Below are 21,546 nucleotides of genomic sequence, written 5' to 3' on the forward strand. Positions count from 1 at the left end.
CGCCCTCTGCGCGAACTCCAGGGTCTCTTCCACCGTGATGACATACTCCGGCGCACTCATCGCCGGCTTGCACAGCCTCGGCATATCTGGAATCCACTTCTGTCGGGGTCTCGACGGCATGGGCACGTGGAACACGCAAAACAGCAGGTGGGACACGTGGGACGTAGAGCCGATGGCGGCACGACGGTGAGGTGACACGCAGCCCGGACGGCACCGGGCAAGCGGTGAACGCGGCCGGCTGCCGTGGATCACAGGGGGGGGCTCGGTCTCGCTCGTACGAACTCGTACGGCCTTGCGGGGACCGGCACACACGACGCTCGATCCACTGCCGTGCAACTGCTTTCGGGCAGGGAAGGCGTGCTGGAATCGTGCCACCTGCGCCGTCCCGGCGCCAGGACATCACCGGGTGACCCGACCCGGAGTCCAGCGGCCTTCCAGCCGGCGTCGACCTGCAGCGCCGCACTAGTGAGGCTTGTGCCGCGCGCGAGCGGTTCCGGACAGTATCGGTGGTACGACCACGGGGGCGACGGACATCGGTCGGGCACTGCCGTAGTGCGTGCATCGGTGCGGCGCGGGCTGCCGCCGACCCAAGGGGAGCGTGAGGATGCCGGTCGCACTGGTGCACCGCGTGGTCTCGGAGGCAATCGCATCGGCCCCGGCCGGAGTGCTGTACGGGCTGATCGCCGACGCCACCCAATGGCCGCTGTTCTTCCCGCACTACGTGCACGTGGAGCGGCTGGGCTTCGACGGCGCCCACGAGCGGCTGCGCTCATGGGTCATCTCGGAGGGCCGCATCCACTCCTGGGTGGCCAGCCGCGAGCTGGACGTGGCCCGTCGGCGTGTGACGTTCAGCCACGAGATGACGGACGCTCCCATCGAATCGATGAGCGGCGAGCTGACGGTGCATTCGCTGGGCGATCGCTCCCGGATGGAGCTGGGCCTCAACTTCACCGTCACCGGAGACGCGCCCGCGGACCTGGCCTGGGCGGAGCGGGTCGCCCACGCCACCGGCCGTGCCCAGCTGGACCGGCTGGCCTGGCTCGCCGAGCACTGGCTCAAGCTGGACGACCTCCTGCTGTACTTCGAGGACACCGTGCGTTTCGAGGGCTCCTCCGACGCGGTCATCGACTTCCTCTACCGGGCCGAGAACTGGCCCGCCGAGCTGCGGCACATGCGCAGCGTGCACCTGGTGGAGAAGATCCCGGGCGTCCAGGTCATGTCGGTCGACAGCCTCGCGGACGGCGACGCGCAGCACACCGAGTCGGTGCGCCTCTGCTTCCCCGGCGCGGGGCGGCTCGTCCACAAGGAGACGGTCACCTCGGCCCTGGTGTCCGCGTACACCTGCGAGTGGTCCGTCGAGCCGGACGAGTCGGGCCTCGTCCTCACCGCCCGGCACCACGTGCTGCTCCAGGAGGACGCCATCGCCGGCGTACTGGGCGAGCACGCGACCGTGGCGGACGCGGGGCAGTACGTGCGCGCGGAACTGAGCCGGCAGGGACGCCTCGTCCTGCACCAGGCGAGGCGGCACGCCGCGAGCGGCGTACCGGTCCGGTGACCACCGGCGGCGCACCGGTCGCCGGGACCGCGGCGGCCCCGGCCTCCTGACACCGGGGCCGCCGCCCCCGGCCGGGCCCGCCGCCCAGGTGTCCCCAGGGCTTCGAGAGCGGATTTCGAGCCCTGTCGACACGCCGTCAGGTCATTTCGGGGGAAACTCCTGAAGGATGTGCCAGCGACTGCGAGGAGGACGAGACATGGCGAGGTCGAGCCGCCGGCGCCGTGTACGGATCCGTACCGGCCGCCGTCCAGCCGTACTCGGCGACATCGTGCGCCCGGCCGTGCAGATGCCCTGGCAGCGGTGCGAGGCGCTGCTCGACTCCACCATGGACCGCTCCACGGGACGGCATGTGGAGCAGGTCTGGTGGTGTTGGTACGGGCCGCTGGACATGGCGCGGTTCGTCGCCGCCTGGCAGTCCGTCGTGCAAAGAGAAACCATTCTGCGGACATCCTTCGCGCAACACCCGGCCCCGCACCTCGTCTGCCACCCCCAGGCACGCGCCGAGGTGACACGGCATCCCGCGGGCACCGTCGACTGGGACCGGCTGCTGGAGCGGGACCGGCTGCGCGGCATCGACGTGACCCGGCCCGGCCCACTGCGCATCACCCTCGTCGACACCGGCGAACCGAACACCACCCGGGTGCTGCTCACCTTCCACCGCGGGCTGCTGGACGGCGGCAGCGTGGACCTCCTGCAGAACGAGTTCACCCGCGCCTACCTCGCGGACGGATCTCTGCCCGGCGGCGAACGCCGGCCCGACATCCGCGACTGGATGTGCTGGCTGGAGCGTCAGGACACCACCGCGGCACGGGACTTCTTCAGCCGGGACCTCTCCGCCGGAACCCCCGCCTTCCTGCCCGTGCCGTCCGGCCCGCGCACCCACCGGCACGGGCACGGCCGGGCGGGGTCCCGGCTGGCCACCGCCGAGGTGAGCCGGCTGCGCCGGTGGGCGGCCCTGCGGGGCCTGCCGGACTCCAGCCTGCTGCACGCCGCGTGGGCGCTCCTGCTCAGCCGCGCGGCGGGTACGACCGAGCCGGTCCCGGTGAGCTTCGGCATCACCGTCTCCGGGCGCGGTATCGCCCTGGACGGCGCCGAGCGGCTGGTGGGACCGCTGCGCGGCTGCCTGCCGATGACCGCCCTGGTCGACCCCGCCCGCCCCATCGGCGCTCTGCTGGCGGACCTGCGCGACCGGGCGCTGGACATGGCGGCGTACGAGTGGGTCTGCCTCGGGCAGATCCAGGAGTGGACCGGCCGCTCCGCCCGGCCGCTGGAGAGCCTGGTCTCGGTCGAGCCCGCCCCGCGCACCCTGCCCGACCTGCAGGACGAGCTCGACGACGCGGGCATCGGCTACGGCCGCCGGCACACCGGCGGCGCGCACTCCCTGCTGCCCGTCACCCTGCTCGTACGGGACGGCGCCGACGGCTCACGGGACCTCACCGTCCTGCACGACCGGGCCCGCCTGTCCGACACCGAAGCGGGCCTGCTGGCCGACCGGTGCGCCCGGCTGCTGTGCCACCTGCCCGCTCTCGACGACACCGAGACCGTCGCCGAGGTGCTGGCCGTACTCACCTAAGGGCTGACCCGTAAGCGATCTTGATGTGGGATGGTCTTGGGCCGTGGCTGGTGTGATCACGGCGTCGGAGCCGTCTTGGACAGCCCCCTTCACCGGGCTGAGTCCGCGCATCTTCGGCAAGCTGGTGAATCAGTTGCGCCGCGAGGGCGCCGGGGCGCCGGGCCGTGGTCGGCCCTGGAGGCTTCCGCTTTCGGACCGGGTGCTGCTGGTGATCGCGTACTGGCGGACCAACCTGACGCTGCGGCAACTGGCACCGCTGTTCGGGGTGTCGAAGTCCGCCGCGGACCGGGTCATCGGCCACCTCGGACCGAAACTCGCGCTCTCACCGTGGCGTCGCTTCCGCAAGGATGCCGTGCTGATCGTGGACGGCACCCTCGTACCGACGCGCGATCACTCCGTGGCCGAGCAGTCGAAGAACGATCGGTATTCGACGAACCATCAGGTAGTCATCGACGCCGACAGCCGACTGGCGGTCGTGGTCGGCCGCCCACTGCCGGGCAACCGTAACGACTGCCGGGCCTGGGCTGAGTCCGGCGCGAAGGGCGCCGTCGGCAAGACCGTGACGATCGCCGACGGCGGCTACCGCGGAACGGGACTGGTCATCCCCCACCGCCGTAGCACGGTCGAGGAACTCCCCGCCTGGAAGCAGGCGCACAACAAGAGCCACAAACAAGTCCGGGCCCGCGTCGAGCACGTCTTCGCCCCCATGAAGACCTGGAAGATCTTGCGCGACTGCAGGCTCCGCGGTGACGGCGTCCACCACGCGATGCGCGGCATCGCCCGCCTGCACAACCTCAACCTCGCCGGACAAGCGAATCGGCCGCCCCGTGGCCGCAGCCACGAGCTGCCGATGAACGAGTCGGCCCACGCCGGTCCCGAGGTCACTTCATCTGCCTGCGGGCCTGCTTCACTTCGCGGTCAACGGCCCAGGCGTCGGCGACCGGCCCGAGGTGGCCGAGCTTGTCGGGATTGATCACTGAGCGAATGGTCTGGATCTGCCCGTCGAGCACCTCGATAGCCAGGATGTGGAGCACCTTGCCGTCCCGGTCGCGAAAGATCGCGCCGGGCTGCCCGTTGATCTCGTGCGCCTCGAACATGACGTCGATCCGGGCCATCAGGGGGAAGACGGAGGCGAGCAGCCGGGCCACGTTCTCGGTGCCGCTGACGGCCTTGGCGAGCTGCGGGGCCTTGCCGCCGCCGTCCCCGACCAGCTGGACATCGGCGGCCAGCAGATTCCGCAGCCCGCCCACGTCACCATCTTTCAGCGCGTCGAGGAACCGCGTCGCCAGCTCCTGCCGCTCCTGACGGTCCGCTTCGAAACGTGGCCGCCCGGCCTGCATGTGCCGCCGTGCCCGTACCAGCAGCTGTCGGCACGCCGCCTCCGACCGCCCCACCGCCGCGGCGACCTCGTCGAACCCGAAGCCGAACACCTCACGCAGGACGAACACCGACCGCTCCAGCGGGCTGAGCCGCTCCAGGAGCAGCAGCGCCGCCATCGACACCGAGTCGGCCAGCTCCGCCGAACGCGCCGGATCCTGATACGGATCGCTGAGCAGCGGCTCGGGGAACCACGGGCCCACGTACTCCTCCCGCCTCACCCGCGCAGAGCGCAGCACGTCGATCGAGATCCGCGTCACCGTGGCCGACAGAAACGCCTTGGCCGACGCGACCTGGGTCGCCGAGCCGTCGAAGCGCAGCCACGTCTCCTGCACCGCGTCCTCGGCCTCACCCACGCTGCCCAGAATCCGGTAGGCGATCGAGAACAGCAGCGGGCGCAGCTCCTCGAACTCCTCGACCTTGTTCACGACGAAACCCCTCCCCGTGCGTCTTCCCACCCGACCGCACTCGCCGGCGCAGACATCTTCTGTGATCACCCGGACCACCGGTAGTCACGCTAACGCCGCCGAGCCCGGGCCCGGGCCCGGAGCCCGCAGCCGGACCCGAGCCAGTCGCTGATGCCGTTCAGTGGAACTGTCCGGGCTCGTAGTCGCCGGCCGGCTGCTGGGTGATGATGTTCAGCCGGTTCACCGCATTCATGAAGGAGACCAGGACCACCAGGGCGGTGAGCTGTTCCTCGTCGTAGTGCTTGGCGGCGTACGCCCACACCTCGTCACTGACGCCCCTGGCCGCATCCCCGACCCGGGTCCCTTCCTCCGCCAGTTCCAGCGCGGCACGCTCGGCCTCGGTGAAGACCGTGGCCTCCCGCCACGCCGCGACCAGGTTCAGCCGCACCGAGGTCTCGCCGGCGGCGGCGGCCTCCTTGGTGTGCATGTCGATGCAGGCGGCGCAGCCGTTGATCTGGCTCACGCGCAACGCCACCAGCTCCTGCGTCGCGGCCGGCAGCGGCGAGTCCTTGAGCGCCTTGCCCGCCGACATGAAGTACTTCAGGGCCTTGCCGGCGGTCGGGCTGGCGAAGTAGTTCAGTCGCGCGTCCATGCGGTGCTCCTCTGTGGTCGTCAGTGGCTACACCTCCTGAGACGAGGTGGCCCGACCCCCTGTGACACGGACGAATGTGACCCGCGTCTCCCCGCCGTCGGCGCCCGTCAGGTGGCGAAGGTCCCGCCGTCCACGGAGCTTCCAGGGCACGACCACGGCCGACGCGCAGACATCCGAACGGTGCAGCTGAGCCCTTGGGTTGTGGCTGAAGTGGGCACATCGAGATTACTTACGGGACATCACTTAGATTTCAGGTCCGCTCGGCGACCGGTTCGGGGAAACCCACGAGCATCGGGCGCCGGTGATATCGGCTCAGCAGGGAGAGCAGCGTCTCCGCGGGGAGGTCCGGCAGGAAGTCACAGCTGTCCGTCGGGGCCAGACGGGCCAGCAGTCCCAGGATGAGGGGATCCCCGTCGCGATAGACGGTCGATCTTTTCGATTCCGTCGCCATGACTGAAAGGTAACAGCGCACCTCTTCATGGAGACTTCGATTCCTCTCGAATTCCTCTCGCGAACGACCCGAGAAAATCACAGAAGAATCAGCGATGAATCCATCTTGAAGCCATGGTGTAAAGCATGAAGATAAAGGTGCTAGGTGCGCTGAACGCCGAAGTGAACGGAATCTCGATCGTCCCGAGCGCGGCCAAGCCCCGCCAGATCCTGGCGCTGCTCGCGCTCCACCCCGGCCGGGTGGTGCCGGTGCCCACCCTCATGGAGGAGGTCTGGGGCACCGACCTGCCGCAGAGTTCGCTGGCCACGCTCCAGACGTACATTCTCCAGCTGCGCCGCATGCTGGGCATCGCCATGGGCCCGGACGTACCGGGCTCGGCCAAGGGCGTGCTCGCCACCCGCTACGGGGGCTATCTGCTGCAGATCCCCGCCGAAGCGGTGGACGTCTACCGCTACGAGCGGCTGGTCGCCGAAGGCCGGCAGGCCTTCGAGAGCGGCGAGGACGCCGGCGCGGCCGCCCTGCTGCGCGAGGCGCTGGCCCTGTGGGAGGGGCAGGCCCTGGTCGACGTCCGGGTCGGGCCGGTCCTGGAGATCGAGGTGATGCGGATGGAGCAGAGCCGCCTGGTCGCCCAGGAACGCCGGATCGACGCCGAGCTGCGGCTGGGACGGCACGTCGAACTGCTCGCCGAGCTGAGCGACCTGATCGCCCGTCACCCGCAGCACGAGGGGCTGCACTCGCAGGCGATGGTGGCCCTGTACCGCTCGGGCCGGCAGGCTGCCGCGCTCGATGTCTACCAGCGGCTGCGCCGGCGCCTCGTCGGCGAACTCGGCGTGGAGCCCTCGCCGCAGCTCCAGCGCCTGCACCAGGCGATGCTCGCGTTCGACCCCCGCCTGGACATCGCCGCCGGCCCCCGCCGCACCTCCACGTTCGACCTGTACGCCGCCTGACGCCGACCACGCCCGCACTGCCGGCCTGCGCGCGGCGGGGGCGTGCGGTACGCCGACGGGCCTGATCCGGCATGCCCCGAACCGGTCATGGGGCGGGCGGCGTTCGGACGGTGCCGTCGTCGCCCGGCTCGGGCCGTGACGGGGGCGGGCCGGCATCGCCCCCGCACGGCCGTGGGCCGACGGCTCGGGTCAGGTGACCGTCCCCGGCGGACGTCAGACCGTACGGGTGGTCACACGACCCCTCGTGGCGTTCGGGGGCGTTGCCGCCGGGGCATCGGAGCGGGCCACATCGGAGCGGGCCATGAGGATCGCGCGCTGGAGGCGGCCCAGCGCGGCGGACGGCTCCAGGCCCAGCTCGGAGACGAGCGTGTTGCGCAGTCGCTGATAGACGTCGAGCGCCTCGCCGCGCCGGCCCGAGCGGTGCAGAGCCAGCATCAGCTGGCCGTACAGGCTCTCGTGCATCCGGTACTGGTTCACCAGCACCGTCAGCTCCGGCAGCAGCTCGCGGTGGCGGCCCAGCTTGAGGTCGGCCTCGATGCGCTGGTCGAGTACGGACAGCCGCGCCTCCTCCAGCCGTCTGGCCTCCATGTCGATCAGGATGCCGGCCTGGACGTCGGTGAGCGCGGGCCCGGTCCACAGCGAGAGCGCGTCGGCCAGCCGACGGGCCGCGCCGCTGTAGTCCTCGGCGTCCATGGCCCGGTAACCGGCGCCGGCGCGGCACTCGAACTCCCGGAAGTCGACGGTTCCCTCCCGCGTCACCAGGCGGTAGCCGCCGGGGACGGTGGCAAGGATGTCCTTGGGGGTGCACCGTTCGTCCTCGCCATGGGTGAGCGCCTCGCCGATCAGCTCGCGCAGCTGCAGCACGTACGTCTGCAGTGTGGTGCGCGCGCTACGCGGCGGCTCGCTCCCCCACAGCTCCTCCACCAGCGCGGTCACGGGGACCACCTGGTCGGCGTGGAGCGCGAGCAGGGCCAGGACCTGTCTCGACTTGGGTGCCGTCGGCACGATCGACACACCGTTCTCGCGCACTGACAACACGCCCAGCACTTCGATGTCCACGTTCTCCCCCATGAGCCAGTGCTCCGCTTGGCAGGACACCTTCGATAAAGAAACAGCGCAGTCGGTTTGTCAAATACCAGACAGCCGGCGCCCGGCGAACCGGCGACATTCGGCCATTGATGCGTCGAACCGATGTTCGCTCAACCGCCCGCGCAGCCAGGAGGAGGAGCAGGCTGAGCCCGGCGTTCCGCTTCCGCAACGCATGGAACAGCGAAAACAAAGAGCCAACGGAAGACCGAAATGCGTCGACTCGAATCGTATGGATTTATGCAACCCCCCACCCCACCGGGCGGCTCGAAACGGGAGCCGCCAAGACCGGGGGCGCTCCCGGGGGTCACCTTGCCCTTTACGACTCCTTTGCTCAGCCATGGAGGGAGGAAAAACCATACACCTGGTATGTTTGTCGGGTCGCAGGTTCAGCGTTCAGCCGACGGGCGCGGGTTCCGGGACGATCCGGCGGGCGACGCGACAGGCCCGGCCCAGGAGCCGGGGCAGCTGACGGCCGCCGCGTACGAAGAAGTGGCGCCCGGGTACGGTCCGCGACCATACGGGGCCCTCGGTTCGCCGGTGCCAGCCCTCGGCCGTGGAGTGCGCGGCAAGCGGGTTGTCCTGCGAAGCGACGACGAGCACCGGGGTGGTGAGCGGGCCGGCCGGAGAGGGCCTGTCGACCGCCTCGTGCAGGTCCTGGGCCAGCTCCAGATCGGCGCGGAGCACCGGCAGCATGGCCTGCAGCAGGATCCCCTCGTCGCTGCCGAGCGGCACGGCGCCCCTGTCGCTCAGCTCGTGCAGCAGCTCGGCGTCCGTCGCCCGGTGGGCGGCCGGCAGCCCGGCGGGCAGGGGCGACGGCGACCAGCCGCCGACGGCGAGGAACGCCGGGCCCGGCAGGCCCGCCTCGTGCAGGGCACGCGCCACGGCGAGCGCCATCATCGCACCGAGGCCGTGCCCGTACAGGGCGTACGGGCCGGAGAAGGAGTCGGTGAGCTGCGGCAGCACATCGGCCAGCAGCGCCTCGTGCGTGGTCACCCGGGGTTCGGTCCGCCGCTGTGCGCAGCCCGGCAGGAGGACCGGGACCGGCTCCACACCGGGTCCTGTGCTCGCCGCCCACTTGTCGAAGACGGAGATGCCCTCGGCGGAGTGTGCGAAGCAGTGCAGCCGCACCGGTTGTTCGGCCGACATGGCGTCCTCCTCTGGGTCCGCTCCCGGTACGACCACGTCCGCACCCGGGACGACGGGGCTGGGTCCGAGAATTCCCGGAGTGCCTCGAACCGCACTTGAGACCTGGCCGAAACCGCGGTTCGGAGCACCAGCCGGAAGCCTGGCCCTGCTGCCCCTCCCGTCCGGAAGACGACGGCCCTCACGGCCGCAGGACGGGCCCCTCAGGCCGCGTACCGGTCGAAGGTGGAGCCTCGGCGCGGCCCGGCCACCACGTCGAGTTCCGGGTCGACCGCGAGCATGGCCTGGTGCAGGCGCTGCAACTGCGGCGAGGGCTCCACCCCCAGCTCGTTCTTCAGTCCCTCGCGCAGCTTCCGGTACACGTTCAGGGCGGAGGCCTGCCGTCCGGACCGGTACAGCGCCAGCATCGCCTGCGCGTGCAGGCCCTCGTGCTGGGGGTGACGGGCGATCAGGTCGGTGAGCTCGGCGATCAGTTCCACGTGCCGGCCGAGCCGCAGATCCGCGTCGATCCGCCGTTCCGTGGTCACCAGCCGGGACTCCTCAAGCCGTGTGACCTCGATCGCCAGGACCGGGCCGAGTCCCACGTCCACCAGCGCGGGCCCGTGCCACAGGGCGAGGGCCTCCCCGAAGCAGCGGGCGGCCCGCTCGTCCTCCCCCTCGTCGAAGGCCTCCTGGCCCTCGGCGACGAGGCGCTCATAGGTGTGCACGTCCACGGACTCCGGCGGTATCTGCAGCAGATAACCACCGTGCCGGGTGGCCAGGACGTTCTTCGCGGCACCGGGCGCGTCCGGCCCCATCGCGGTACCGAGGTAGCGGCGCAACTGCATGATGTACGTCTGCAGCGTGGTCATCGCGCTCTGCGGCAGCTCCGTACCCCATATCTCCTCCATCAGCGTCGGCACCGGTACGACGCGGCCGGGATAGAGCGCGAGCAAGGCGAGAACCTGGCGGGGTTTCCCGGCCGTCGGGACGATCGAGTCCCCGTTCACGGCGGCACACAGCGGACCCAAAACCTGAATCTCCATGGTTCCCTCCGTTCGTCGTCGGGCACACCCGATGGCGGAAATTCGTCGGCGAACTTGCACGCTAGCCGCACCCGCACCGGAGGCATCGGTTCCTTCAGCAGCATTTGAGCAATCCTCAAAGAGGAAACGAAGGCAATACGCACCGAGGGAAACACAGGAGAAAGCACCGACAACGGGTCCGGAAATAATTCACCGAGGATCCGGAAAGTCCGGCCGCCGGCGCGGCGAGGCACGGGAGACCTGCCGAGCCCCGCCGGACACCGAGCGAACCCGCTGCCGCCCCGCCCGCTACCGCTCGGGCTGCGCCAGCCCCGGCTGCACCCTCGGGGACACGACCGCCGACGAGCGGGAGCCGGAGGACACCAGGGCCTCCGGCTCCCGCCGGTCGGTCAGCAGCGGCAGCAGCAACTCCCAGATACGGGTGACGTTCTGCCGGGACAGCCAGGAGGCGTCCTCGCCGCCGAGCACCTCCAGACCCACGGTCACCGCGACGACGACGCGGGCGGCATCCTTCCAGGACACCCCCGCGGCGAGCGCACCGGCGTCCTCGGCCCGGCGCAGGCTCTCCTCCACCCAGCGCTGCCACTCCTGGCGCAGCGGAGAATGGGCACGGCGGGCGATGTCACCGGCGAGTTCGAAGCCGGCACGGACCACAACGTCCCTGGCCAAAGAGCCGATCAGCTCGTGCATGGCGTCCACCACGGCCTGCAGTGAGTCGCCGTGCCGGGCCCGCGCCGTCTCGGCGAGCTGCCGTACCGCCTCGGTGGCCTCCGCCTCGACGGCCTCGGCGAGCATGCTCTTGTTGGCGAAGTGAAAATGCAGCGCCCCGTTGCTGACACCGGCGCGCGTGCTGATGGTGCCCAGCGACGCGGGGACGAAGCCCACTTCTGCGAACACCTCGGCCGCCGCATGGATCAGCGAACGCCGCGTACGTGCGGCCCGCTCCTGCTTGACCATGTGCTGCCTCCTGCGTACCGGGACATCGAAAGGCCGAAGCCAGTCCCAGACTAACAAACCGCGTACGCGGTTTCATATAGGGGAAGGTGAACATGGCTGGTCAATGGCTGAGAGGCCCCCTTGAGCACCCCTCAGTCGTCCCTCACCGGCGTCATCGTGCCGAGGAACTCGACGTAGACGTTGTACGGCGACCAGTCGCCGATGACCGGCAGGATCCAGTCGGCCTGGAAGAGCCGGGCCGATGGCGTCGACGAGCGTCAGCAGCAGCGTGTGGAAGCCGATCGCCACGAGTTGGCGGCCCGCAGACCCTTGGGGACGGGCTGGCCATCCTCAGGAAATGGTAGATCTGCAGCAGGGACGGCCGAACAGCGGTGATCTGCGTCGCCGTGGCGGGACCGGCCTAAGTCCCGCCCGCTGCACGGCAGTTCACGCTTACCGGGAGCCGCTGCCCACGCGGGCGGTGGCAAGCGGTGCCGTGGCGAGCGGCTGGGACTCGGCCCCCAGCAGGTTCTCCGCCCCTGCGACGAGGATCGACTGCTGAAGCCGGCGCAGCCTCGCCGAGGGCTCCAGGCCCAGGTCCCGCACGAGGGTGCCGCGCAGCTGGTGGTAGACCTCAAGGGCCTCGCCGCGCCGGCCGGAGCGGTGCAGCGCCACCATGAACTGGGCATGCAGGTTTTCGTGGGTGCGGTAACGGCTGGTCAGCACGGTCAGTTCGGCGAGCAGTTCGCGGTGCCGGCCGAGCCGTAGGTCCGCCTCGATGCGCTGGTCGAGGGCGCACAGCCGGCTCTCCTCAAGCCGCTTTGCCTCCATCTCCAGGCGCGCACCGGTCCGGATGTCGGCGAAGGCCGGGCCGACCCAAAGGCCGAGCGCCTCACGCAGCAGGCGCGACGCCTGCTTGAAGTCGCCCGCGTCGATCGCGCGGTAACCCATGCCCGCGAGCCGCTCGAACTCGCGGACGTCACTGTCTCCGCCGTCGGAGACCAGCATGTATCCGCCGGGCGCGGTGACCAGGACGTCCTTGGCGCTGCGCCGCGGGGCCCCGGGCTCGGTGGCGGCCTCCTGCTCCAGCGCGGCCGTGATGAGGTCGCGCAGCTGGAGGATGTAGGTCTGCAGAGTGGTGCGCGCGCTGCGCGGTGGCCGGCCGGCCCACAGCTCGTCGGTCAGAGCGAAGACCGGCACCACCTGGTCGGCATGCAGCGCGAGAAGCGCGAGCACCTGCCGCGGCTTCGGCGCGGTCGGGGCGATGAGCACCCCGTTCACCCTGACGTCCAAAATGCCCAGTACGCCGATCTTCATGCCGTTTCCCCCAGATGAGTGCGCTCTCCAAGCTGGCCCTCATCGAGTAGAAAACAGGCCGGACGGTTTGTCAATACCAAACCAAGTATGCTGTTTTGATGGACTGCGCACCGACTGAGGCACGACACCCTCAAGTCGCGTCCGACGTGCAGATTTAGCCAACTCTACGCCACCGTACCGCCGAAGCACCGCAGCTCTCCATCGAGCTTCGCCACATTTCACCCCACCAAACGAACGGCCAAACTGGGGACTACAGGCCCACCCGACCGGGATAACAAACCATTCATGCCGTTCTCTTCTCCTGCCGCCGAGGCGTTTGCCCGTTCACTGCGGCGGGTTGCCGTGCTTACGCGAGGGCAGGTCGGCGTGCTTGCTGTGCAGCATGGCCAGCGAGCGGATCAGCACCTCGCGGGTCTCGGCGGGGTCGATCACGTCGTCCACCAGGCCGCGCTCGGCGGCGTAGTACGGGTGCATCAGCTCGGACTTGTACTCCCTGACCATCCGCGCGCGCATCGCCTCGGGGTCCTCGGCCTCGGCGATCTGCCGGCGGAAGATGACGTTGGCGGCGCCCTCGGCGCCCATCACCGCGATCTCGTTGGTGGGCCAGGCGTAGGTCAGGTCGGCACCGATGGACCGGGAGTCCATGACGATGTAGGCACCTCCGTACGCCTTGCGCAGGATGAGCGAAATCCTCGGCACGGTCGCGTTGCAGTAGGCGTACAGCAGCTTCGCGCCGTGACGGATGATTCCGCCGTGCTCCTGGTCCACACCGGGGAGGAACCCCGGCACGTCCAGGAAGGTGACGATCGGGACATTGAAAGCGTCACACATCTGCACGAAGCGAGCGGCCTTCTCGGACGCCTCGATGTCCAGGACGCCGGCCAGGGATTGCGGCTGGTTGGCGACGATCCCGACCACCCGGCCGTCCATCCGGGCCAGCGCGCAGATGATGTTGCGGGCCCAGCGCTCGTGGACCTCCAGGTACTCGCCGTCGTCGACGATCTCCTCGATGACCTTGGTCATGTCGTACGGCCGGTTGCCGTCCGCCGGGACCAGGTCCAGCAGCACGTCACTGCACCGGTCGACCGGGTCCGCGCTCTGCACCCGCGGGGGGTTCTCCCGGTTGTTCTGCGGGAGCAGCGAGATGAGGTAGCGGACCTCGGCGAGGCAGGTCTCCTCGTCGTCGTACGCGAAGTGGCACACGCCGGACGTCTCGGCGTGCACGTCGGCGCCGCCGAGGCCGTTCTGGGTGATCTCCTCACCCGTCACCGCCTTGACCACGTCCGGGCCGGTGATGAACATCTGCGAGGTCTCACGGACCATGAAGACGAAGTCCGTCAGGGCCGGCGAGTAGGCCGCGCCGCCCGCACACGGGCCCAGCATCACGCTGATCTGCGGGATGACACCGCTCGCCTTGGTGTTGCGCTGGAAGATGCCGCCGTACCCTGCGAGCGCACTGACACCCTCCTGAATACGGGCGCCCGCACCGTCGTTGAGCGACACCAGGGGCGCGCCGGCCGCGATGGCCATGTCCATGATCTTGTGGATCTTGGTGGCGTGGGCCTCGCCCAGCGCGCCGCCGAAGATCCGGAAGTCGTGCGCGTACACGAAGACCGTACGGCCCTCGACCGTGCCCCAGCCGGTGATCACACCGTCGGTGTACGGCTTCTTCGCCTCCAGACCGAAGCCGCTCGCCCGGTGCCGGCGCAGCTGCTCGACCTCCTGGAAGGACCCCGGGTCCAGGAGCAGCTCGATCCGCTCCCGGGCCGTCAGCTTGCCCCTGGCGTGCTGCGCCGCCGTCGCCTTCTCACTCGGGCCGGCCGCCGCCTGGGCCCGTATCGCGTGCAGCTCCGCCACATGACCGCGTATGTCGGCCGAGGCTGTCCCGGTCGGCACGGGGGCAGTCGTCATCGCCATCTCTGGTCCTTTTCTGGGACAAGGCTGGCGAGCCTGCCCCGGTTCCATCGCCAAAGTAAAACCGCATGTGCGGTTACATTTTCTTGCAGGTGGACGGCACCTCGGACGGCGGGCGGCTCACCGCCAGCTGCCGGGCGGCGCGTAGTCGTGCGGCCGCTTCCACCAGTTCCAGCCAGGCGACGGCGGCTGCGTCTCGGGCTCCTCCTGGCCGCGCGCCCGCAGGGCGAGCAGCACCGTCGCGACGGCGGCCAGCTCTTCCGCACCGGCCTGACCGCGTTCCACGCGAAGCACGGTTTCCACGTTGTCCATACGGCGTTTTCCCCTCCTCGCAGCCCTGGCCCATGGTCGATCAGGGCACTCGAACAGTGCTCTGAAAAGGCTTGAGAGCCCCCCTCGGCAGGCGGCCCCGAGGGGCCGCTGGGGAGCAGGCCGGCGCACCCCGCACAGGGGCGGTCGTCGGCCATGGGCGTCATCCGAGGTCCCAGCGGACAGGGCCCCCTGGGACCGTCCCGACGGGTCCTCGGAAAACCGGACCGGCGCCCCGATATGGAACCGGATCCTCCACAAATCGCAAGGGCGGAGTGCCTGCTACCGCTAGAAATTAAACCGGTTAGTTTGTATCTTCGGTGTCCTGACACACCCACATGTGACGCCGCTCAGGGGGACCCAGACATGTCTGCGAGCACGTTCCGTGGCAACGGCACGATATCCGCCAGCCAGCAAGGGAAGAGCGACACCACCACCGGGCACGCCAACCTCGCACCGCACCACACCTCGTGGACCACCACGGTCCCGAGGGAGTTCGTCCACCGCGCCAGCATCGCCGAGGTGATGCTGACCGACTGGAGGCGCGTGGACGACAACCACTTCAGCCTCGCCGCCCAGTGGCCCCGCGGCCACAGCTTCTTCGCCAACGTGGACGGCTGCCACGATCCGCTGATCGCGGCCGAAACCATCCGGCAGGCCGGGATCCTGCTGGCCCACGCCGAGTTCGGCGTTCCGCTCGACCATCACCTTCTGATGTCGGACCTCAGCGTGGCCGTACGGCCCGAGCACGTCCGCGTCGGCTGGGCGCCCGCCTCGCTGGAACTCGACGTCACGTGCACGAACGTGACGTGGCGGCGCGGCGGCTTCACCGGCTGCACCATCGAGGTGAATATCCTCCGCGACGGCTTCGTCGCCGCGACCGGGGGCGGCACGGTCAGCTGCATCGGCCCCAAGGTCTACGGACGGCTGCGCGCCGCCAAGCTGCTCGACGGCGGACAGCCCCGGGTCATGCCGCTGACCGCCCCGGAAGCCCCGCAGACCGTCGGGCGCATGTCGCCCATGGACGTCGTCCTGTCGCCCGTCGGGGAAGCCGGCCGCTGGCAGTTGCGGCTGGACACCCGGCACCCCGTGCTCTTCGACCACCCGGTCGACCACGTGCCCGGCATGGTGCTGCTGGAGGCCGCCCGCCAGGCCACGGCCGCGACGCTGGGACATGCCTCGCTGCCGCTGGCCATCACCAGCGAGTTCGTGCGCTACGTCGAGATGGACGCGCCCTGCGCCATAGAGGCGCTGCGGATCCCGACGTCGGAGCCCGACCGGGAGGCTGTGCTCGTCTCCGTCCTGCAGGACGGACAGCTCGCGTTCCGGGCCACCGTGGCCATGACGGCAGGCCAGGGATGAACCGTCGGGGGCGGGGGGCNGGGGGGCCCCGGCACCGTCGTACCAGGGCTACACCGTGACCGGGGCGAACGCCTCCAGATGGTCCTCGGCCCACTGCCGGAACGATCGCGCCGGGCAGCCCGTCACCGTGCGGACGGTGTCCTCCACCCCGGCCTTGGCGCCCGCCCGCTGCCGCCGGGCGCTCGCCAGCAGCGCCTCGACGACCGGCTCCGGACAGCGCCTGCTCAGCCCGGCGCGCGCCGCGTCCGGGGTCAGCTCCTCGAAGCGCAGCGGAATCCCGAGCAGCCGGCCGAGCAGGTCCGTCTGCCCGGCCGCGGTGACCGCCTCCGGTCCGGTCAGCGTGTAGGCACGTCCGGCATGGCCCTGACCGGTCAGAGCCCGCACGGCGACGGCCGCGACGTCCCGGGGATCCACACAGGCGTTGGCGGACGTCCCGTACAGCGCGCGGACGGTGCGCTCGGACCGTATGGAGGCCGCCCATGACAGGGAGTTGGACATGAACGCGCGCGGACGCAGCAGGGTCCACTCCAGGCCGGAGGCGCGCAGCAGTTCCTCACTGGCCCGCTGCCATCGGGTGATGAGGTCGTCGGCCTCGGGGTCGAGGACGGCCGCTGCGGAGAGTTTCACCACCCGCCGCACTCCGGCCGTCCGTGCGGCGCCGACGAACCGGGCGTCATGCTCGCCCGATGGATCGGTGGTGACGAGAAACGCCGTCCGCACTCCCGCCAGCGCCCGCGCCAGCGACCGCGGATCCGCGAAGTCCCCGGCGACCGTCTCCGCCGCCGACGGCACCCCGGGAGCCTTCGCGGGGTCCCTGACCATGATGCGAACGGGCACGTCGGCGGGCAGCAATCTGACCAGTTCCCGCCCAACCGTTCCGGTGGCCCCGGTCACCAGGATCACCGGCTCGTTCCCGTCTCGTTGCGTACGCGTGGACAATTCACTGCTCTCGCACCCTCCCGATCAACCAAAACGATGTAAGATACAAACTGGGCGGTTTTTAATTGCTCTGTCTCACAGACGAAGGGGGCCGACAGTGGTGACGCAGGACCGGGCGATCCGCACACGGCGGACGATCCTCACGGCGGCGGCCAAGGTCTTCGAGGAGCGGGGCTACCAGGCCGCGACGATCAGCGAGATCCTGACCACCGCAGGTGTGACCAAGGGGGCTCTCTACTTCCACTTCGCCTCGAAGGAGGACCTGGCGGAGGGGGTGATCAGCGAGCAGGACCAGCAGCTGCCCATTCCCGGACGGGCCTGCAAGGTCCAGCAGCTGGTGGACACGGTGGCCGTGCACGCCTATCACCTGCAGACCGACCCCCTGGTGCGGGCAGGTGTCCGGCTCTCCCTCGACCAGCAGGCCCAGGGGCTCAACCGCAGCGCCCCCTTCCTGCGCTGGGGCGAGATCGGCGTCGAGCTCCTGACGACGGCGCAGGCCCAGGGCGAGCTGCTGCCCCATGTGGTGCCGGCCGAGACGGCCGACGTCCTGGTGGGAGCCTTCGCCGGCGTCCAGGCCATGTCCCAGGCCACGTCCAACTACCAGGACCTGCCGCGCCGGGTGACCTCCCTGCTGCGGCACATACTGCCGAGCGTCGTGATGCCCTCGGTGCTCGCCGCGGTGGACGTCACCGAGGGCCGGGGAGCAGCGGTCCACAACGAGCTCCAGCAGACGCGCTCCCTGCAGCCCGCGGCGGCTCTCACCTGACAACGCCCGACAGCGCACCGCTCGCCTCCGTCCGGAGTCCATCGGCCTGCACTCCCCCGCCGGCACCGAAGTACGCCCTGAGCGCGAGGGAGAGCGGCCCGCCCCCGGCCGCCCAGCCGACATACCCGTCGGGCCGTACCAGCACGGCCTCATACGGCAGTTCGGGCACCGGCTCGCACCTCACCACCCTGAGCAGCCCGGCCCAGGGCCGCGCCTCGGCCTCGTGGCCTCCGCTGTCGTAGCCACCGCTGCCGTAGCCGCCGCTGTCCTGCCCGCCGGAGAGCAGGAGCAGCGGCCGTCCCTCGCCCAGCAGGCCGATCACATCGGTGTGCCCGTCCCGGGTGGTCAGCGCGATGTTCTGCAGAAACCTTCCCTCCCAGGGTGAGGAATCGGCACCGCGCGCGGGCAGCACCGTGTCCTGGGCGCTGAGCATGGACGCCAGCACCCCGCTCTGGGGTTCCGAGGCGAGCAGCTCGCCGAACAGGGCGCGCAGCGGTTCCAGTTCGGCGCCCGGCCGCATGATGGCGAGCTGGGCGAGCGTGTTGTCGATGACCCGCCGCGCCGCGGGCCGGCGCTCCTGGTCGTAGGTGTCGAGCAGCCCGTCGGCCGCCGTGCCGCGCACCGTGAACGCCAGCTTCCAGCCGAGGTTGAGGGCGTCCAGCACGCCGGTGCTCAGCCCCTGGCCGGCGATCGGGAAGTGCAGGTGTGCCGCGTCCCCCGCCAGCAGGATCCGCCCCTTGCGATAGCACCCGACGAGCCGGGAGAAGTCGCTGAACCTGGTCAGCCACTGCGGTTCGCGCATCGCGATGTCCCGCCCCGCGATCCAGGAGACCTCCCGCCGTAACTCCTCCAGGGTGAGCGGCAGATGACGTGCCGGATGCGTGCTCACACAGTTGAGGGTTCGCAGGTGCGTCCTGCCGTGCGGGGCGTCCTTGGCGACGATCCAGCCCCTGGCGGTGCGGTGCCAGCCCGGCCGCAGGGCGTCCGCGTTCTCCAGCCGGACATCGCCCGCCATCGCCGAGACCGTGGCCGGGCGCGTCCAGGACTCGAAGCCCGCCTGTTCGCGTACGGTGCTGCGCGCGCCGTCCGCTCCCACCAGGTACGCGGCGGCGCAGCTGATCCCGCCGCGCGGCCCCTGCGCCATGACCCGGACCCCGTCCGGACCCTGCTGCACCCCGGTCACCCGGTGCCCTCGCAGGATCACCGCACCGGCGGCCCGGGCCCGTTGCTCGAAATGCCTCTCCAGTTCCTCCTGCGGGCACTTGAGGATCGGCGTCGGTTCCATCGCCGGGGCGGAGATGGTGAGCCCGGGGATCCCCGCGAAGTGGAACGGCCGGCTCACCGGATCCGGGCCGGTCCCCTCCCCGGCGAGGTCGCCGAGATGTCCGCGCCGGGCCAGCGACTGCACGGCCCGGGCGTGCAGCGTGGTCGCCTTGGGCCGGCCGGACACAGCGGTCTCGGCCTCGACGACCACGGTACGGACCCCGTGTCCCGCCAGTTCGCCGGCGATCAACAGACCGACCGGTCCGCCACCCACGACCACCACATCTGCCTGTATGTCATTTGTCATCCCGGAATGCCCCCTGTTCCCGGATCGCGGTGCCAGTACACCAAATCAGGCAGGATTCCTGCCGAATCGGCCGATTCTCTCCATCGCGCGAGGCAAAAATATACCGGGGGGACGGTTCTCTGCAATGCTCCGCGACGCGTGTCTGGTGAACCTTTTTTCGGAACATTCCGTCAGAAACGCTACATAAACTCAGAAAAGCTAAAGGGGCAAGGTGAGACCCAGCTGCTCCACTGCCGACGGCCGCTCCGACACCGCCGGAGCGGCCGGTCCGCCCCCAGAGCGCTCCGTCTTGCGGCCCTTGGTGCCCGGGGCGAGGGTGCGCGGGTCCACGGCCTCCGCGGGCGCCCCGGTGGCGTACAGCCCGTCGGGCTCGGTGTCGCGGTCGTGCGGAAGCAGCCAGAAGACGCGACGGCGGAACGTGCCCGAGGAACGGGAGGGTTTGGCCTCGGGGCCGAGCAGCGCGTAGCCCACCATCCGGCCGTCGCGGTGGTAAGGGGGCCGGCTGCGGCGCGTCGGCAGCCGGTCGAGGCTCTGGCGCACGTAGTCCAGCTTGCTGATGTCCTCCAGCCAGACGAAGTCGACCTCGTGGACGATCTCGTCCTCTGCGATGAGGGCACTCATGCTGTCTCCTCGTCGGCGACCAGTCCGATGCCCGGGTAGTACTTGCGCTGGTTGGACAGGACCATCTCCTTGGGCGACGCGAGCCCCACCATCTCACGGACCCGTGCCGCGAACGCCCGGGACGACATCGCCTGGGCACCCTCATTCTGACACCATGTCTTGTAAGCCGCGTAGAGCCTGGCTTGTTCCGCTCGCATCGCGGGCTCGATCCGGCAGCTCTCGCTCAGAAAGCGACCCGTGTAGTCCTCGGTCTCGGCATACGCGGTCGTCGCGATCCGTACCCGCTCCGGCCCGCTGAGCTGCCTCTCCCCCGCCAGATAGCGACGCGCGCCCGTGACGAGCCAGTTGAGGATGCCCGGCCCTTCCTCGCTGACGAGGATGTCCGCCAGGTTGTCGATCTTACGGTCGTCGGACACGACGCGTTCGAACGGAATCAGCCGCATCCGCCGCCAGAACGCGAAGCCTCCGGTCCCCACCTCGGGCCGGTGGTTGCCCAGCAGCCAGAGCTTGTGGGTGGGCTGGAAGCTGAAGAAGTCCTGCCGCATCCGGCGGGCCTTGATCCGGTCACCGCCGGTCAGCAGCTTGACCCGGGCCTCGTCGAAGCGGTCCCCCGGCTTGACCTCGTTGCACACGATGACCCGGCGGCCGTGCAGCTCGGCCAGGTCGGTGGGGTGGCCCTCGAAGGGGCGGGCCATCAGGAACCCGGGCGGCGCCGCGTCCGCGTAGTCGCCGATCAGCTTCATCACCACGTCCAGCAGTACCGACTTGCCGTTCTTGCCGGAGCCGAACAGAAACGGCAGGACCTGGGCTCCGACGTCACCGGTGATGGAGTATCCCAGCAGCAGATGGAGGAAGTCGGTCATCTCCCGGCCCTCGGCGTCCTCCCCGAAGGTGTCCGCGAGGAACCGGTCCCAGCGGGGCGTCGGCATCGCCTGCGGGGCCACGGTGGTCGAGCGGGAGTGGAAGTCCCGGTTCGGGGCGGGCCGGTGCAGCCGTCCGGTACGCAGGTCGACGACCCCGGCCGGGGTGCACAGCGCGTACGGGTCGGCGTCCAGCTGCGAGGCGTTGAGCACCATGCCCGGCGCCGACTTCGCCTGCATGAGCAGCGCGTTGATGCCGCTGGTGCTCAGCGCACGGCGCCGGTGCTGCTGCAGCGCGCCGGTGCTGTGCACGCCGCGCGGGTCGGTGGTGGCGATGGACTCCGCCAGATCACCAGCCGCCCACAGCACGGTCTCGTCCTCGTCGATCTGCCAGCGGGTGCCGTCCCACCGGAACCAGCCGAGCCCGGGCACATGCCGGTAGTCGTTGGCGTAGACCTTCACGAACAGCTTGGCGTTGCCACGGTCGCTGAGCGTGTCCGGCAACAGGCCGTCGGCCGTGACGTCGGCCGTGACCGCGGTGCTGTCGCGGACCTCCCGAGGCGCGGGCAGGGCGACGGGCTGGGCAAGGATCTGCGCAGCGGCGGTCTGGGCGTCGAAGTGGAACAGGGCCTGCTCGTCGGAGGTCATCGCCGGCCCCCCGGAGACGGCAGCCGTACCCGGCCGGCGCCCACGGCACAGCCGACGCCGGGCAGCTGTCCGCGCCCGCGGGCAA

General features: G+C 70.2%; 19 protein-coding genes and 1 pseudogene. 6 read left to right on the top strand and 14 right to left on the bottom strand.

The genetic code is table 11. From position 1 onward, the window contains the following. Positions 1–604 precede the first annotated feature (604 nt). From LE548_RS42260 to LE548_RS42270, 3 genes and pseudogenes are all read left to right on the top strand, one after another. The gene (locus LE548_RS42260; protein WP_225102367.1) at positions 605–1,555 is read left to right on the top strand and encodes an SRPBCC family protein; all 951 of its coding nucleotides are present in this window, start codon (positions 605–607) and stop codon (positions 1,553–1,555) included. Positions 1,556–1,751: 196 nt separating this feature from the next. After that, entirely contained in the window at positions 1,752–3,128 is a 1,377-nt protein-coding gene (locus tag LE548_RS42265) for a condensation domain-containing protein (protein WP_225102368.1), read from the top strand. 43 nt (positions 3,129–3,171) lie between these two features. Further along, positions 3,172–3,936, top strand: a pseudogene (locus LE548_RS42270) (transposase); the annotation flags it as partial. Between the two features lie 73 nt (positions 3,937–4,009). Here LE548_RS42270 and LE548_RS42275 read toward each other — a convergent pair. The 3 genes from LE548_RS42275 to LE548_RS42285 form a co-directional block, all read right to left on the bottom strand. Beyond that, positions 4,010–4,933, bottom strand: a complete 924-nt coding sequence (locus LE548_RS42275; RefSeq protein ID WP_225102369.1) for an RNA polymerase sigma-70 factor — start codon at positions 4,931–4,933, stop codon at positions 4,010–4,012. Positions 4,934–5,090: 157 nt separating this feature from the next. Continuing rightward, positions 5,091–5,564 (bottom strand): carboxymuconolactone decarboxylase family protein, encoded by a 474-nt coding sequence (locus tag LE548_RS42280; RefSeq protein WP_225102370.1) that lies wholly within the window; start codon positions 5,562–5,564, stop codon positions 5,091–5,093. A 250-nt stretch (positions 5,565–5,814) separates the two neighbouring features. Next, positions 5,815–6,015: a hypothetical protein gene (locus LE548_RS42285; protein ID WP_225102371.1), complete on the bottom strand. Its 201-nt coding sequence runs from the start codon at positions 6,013–6,015 to the stop codon at positions 5,815–5,817. Between the two features lie 125 nt (positions 6,016–6,140). Here LE548_RS42285 and LE548_RS42290 point away from each other — a divergent pair, with 125 nt between their 5' ends. Beyond that, on the top strand, positions 6,141–6,962 hold the full coding sequence (locus tag LE548_RS42290; RefSeq protein WP_225102372.1) for an AfsR/SARP family transcriptional regulator: 822 nt from the start codon (positions 6,141–6,143) through the stop codon (positions 6,960–6,962). A 213-nt stretch (positions 6,963–7,175) separates the two neighbouring features. On the opposite strand, the gene LE548_RS42295 is transcribed toward LE548_RS42290, so the two are convergent. The 7 genes from LE548_RS42295 to LE548_RS42325 all read right to left on the bottom strand — a co-directional run bounded on the left by LE548_RS42295 (position 7,176) and on the right by LE548_RS42325 (position 14,698). Next, on the bottom strand, positions 7,176–8,021 hold the full coding sequence (locus LE548_RS42295) for an AfsR/SARP family transcriptional regulator (protein ID WP_225102434.1): 846 nt from the start codon (positions 8,019–8,021) through the stop codon (positions 7,176–7,178). A 423-nt stretch (positions 8,022–8,444) separates the two neighbouring features. Next, the gene (locus LE548_RS42300) at positions 8,445–9,197 is read right to left on the bottom strand and encodes a thioesterase II family protein (RefSeq protein ID WP_225102373.1); all 753 of its coding nucleotides are present in this window, start codon (positions 9,195–9,197) and stop codon (positions 8,445–8,447) included. A 200-nt stretch (positions 9,198–9,397) separates the two neighbouring features. Then, on the bottom strand, positions 9,398–10,219 hold the full coding sequence (locus LE548_RS42305; protein ID WP_225102374.1) for an AfsR/SARP family transcriptional regulator: 822 nt from the start codon (positions 10,217–10,219) through the stop codon (positions 9,398–9,400). A gap of 288 nt (positions 10,220–10,507) precedes the next feature. Next, positions 10,508–11,176, bottom strand: coding sequence for a ScbR family autoregulator-binding transcription factor (locus tag LE548_RS42310; RefSeq protein ID WP_225102375.1), 669 nt, complete (start codon positions 11,174–11,176; stop codon positions 10,508–10,510). 432 nt (positions 11,177–11,608) lie between these two features. After that, positions 11,609–12,472 (bottom strand): AfsR/SARP family transcriptional regulator, encoded by an 864-nt coding sequence (locus tag LE548_RS42315; RefSeq protein WP_225102376.1) that lies wholly within the window; start codon positions 12,470–12,472, stop codon positions 11,609–11,611. Between the two features lie 324 nt (positions 12,473–12,796). Further along, on the bottom strand, positions 12,797–14,389 hold the full coding sequence (locus tag LE548_RS42320; RefSeq protein WP_374116256.1) for an acyl-CoA carboxylase subunit beta: 1,593 nt from the start codon (positions 14,387–14,389) through the stop codon (positions 12,797–12,799). A gap of 117 nt (positions 14,390–14,506) precedes the next feature. After that, positions 14,507–14,698 carry an acyl-CoA carboxylase subunit epsilon gene (locus LE548_RS42325; protein ID WP_225102378.1) on the bottom strand — a complete coding sequence of 64 codons (192 nt, stop codon included), beginning with the start codon at positions 14,696–14,698 and terminating at the stop codon, positions 14,507–14,509. 363 nt (positions 14,699–15,061) lie between these two features. Between LE548_RS42325 and LE548_RS42330 the strand changes: the two genes are divergently transcribed. Then, complete coding sequence (locus LE548_RS42330; protein ID WP_225102379.1) at positions 15,062–16,057, top strand: ScbA/BarX family gamma-butyrolactone biosynthesis protein; 996 nt, start codon at positions 15,062–15,064, stop codon at positions 16,055–16,057. Positions 16,058–16,105: 48 nt separating this feature from the next. Here the strand turns inward: LE548_RS42330 and LE548_RS42335 are convergent, their stop codons facing one another. After that, positions 16,106–16,960 carry an SDR family oxidoreductase gene (locus LE548_RS42335; protein WP_225102435.1) on the bottom strand — a complete coding sequence of 285 codons (855 nt, stop codon included), beginning with the start codon at positions 16,958–16,960 and terminating at the stop codon, positions 16,106–16,108. Between the two features lie 133 nt (positions 16,961–17,093). On the opposite strand from LE548_RS42335, the gene LE548_RS42340 reads away from it, so the two are divergent. Then, positions 17,094–17,762, top strand: coding sequence for a ScbR family autoregulator-binding transcription factor (locus LE548_RS42340; protein ID WP_225102380.1), 669 nt, complete (start codon positions 17,094–17,096; stop codon positions 17,760–17,762). Here the strand turns inward: LE548_RS42340 and LE548_RS42345 are convergent. The 3 genes from LE548_RS42345 to LE548_RS42355 form a co-directional block, all read right to left on the bottom strand. Then, positions 17,755–19,332, bottom strand: a complete 1,578-nt coding sequence (locus tag LE548_RS42345; RefSeq protein ID WP_225102381.1) for an FAD-dependent monooxygenase — start codon at positions 19,330–19,332, stop codon at positions 17,755–17,757. The two genes, LE548_RS42340 and LE548_RS42345, sit on opposite strands and share 8 nt — an antisense overlap. Before the next feature lie 198 nt (positions 19,333–19,530). Continuing rightward, complete coding sequence (locus LE548_RS42350) at positions 19,531–19,953, bottom strand: DUF6009 family protein (RefSeq protein ID WP_225102382.1); 423 nt, start codon at positions 19,951–19,953, stop codon at positions 19,531–19,533. Then, positions 19,950–21,461, bottom strand: a complete 1,512-nt coding sequence (locus LE548_RS42355; RefSeq protein WP_225102383.1) for a phage/plasmid primase, P4 family — start codon at positions 21,459–21,461, stop codon at positions 19,950–19,952. The genes LE548_RS42350 and LE548_RS42355 overlap by 4 nt, the downstream gene beginning before the upstream one ends. Positions 21,462–21,546 lie beyond the last annotated feature (85 nt).

Source organism: Streptomyces sp. CoH27, from assembly GCF_020181035.1.
GTDB lineage: Bacteria > Actinomycetota > Actinomycetes > Streptomycetales > Streptomycetaceae > Streptomyces > Streptomyces camelliae.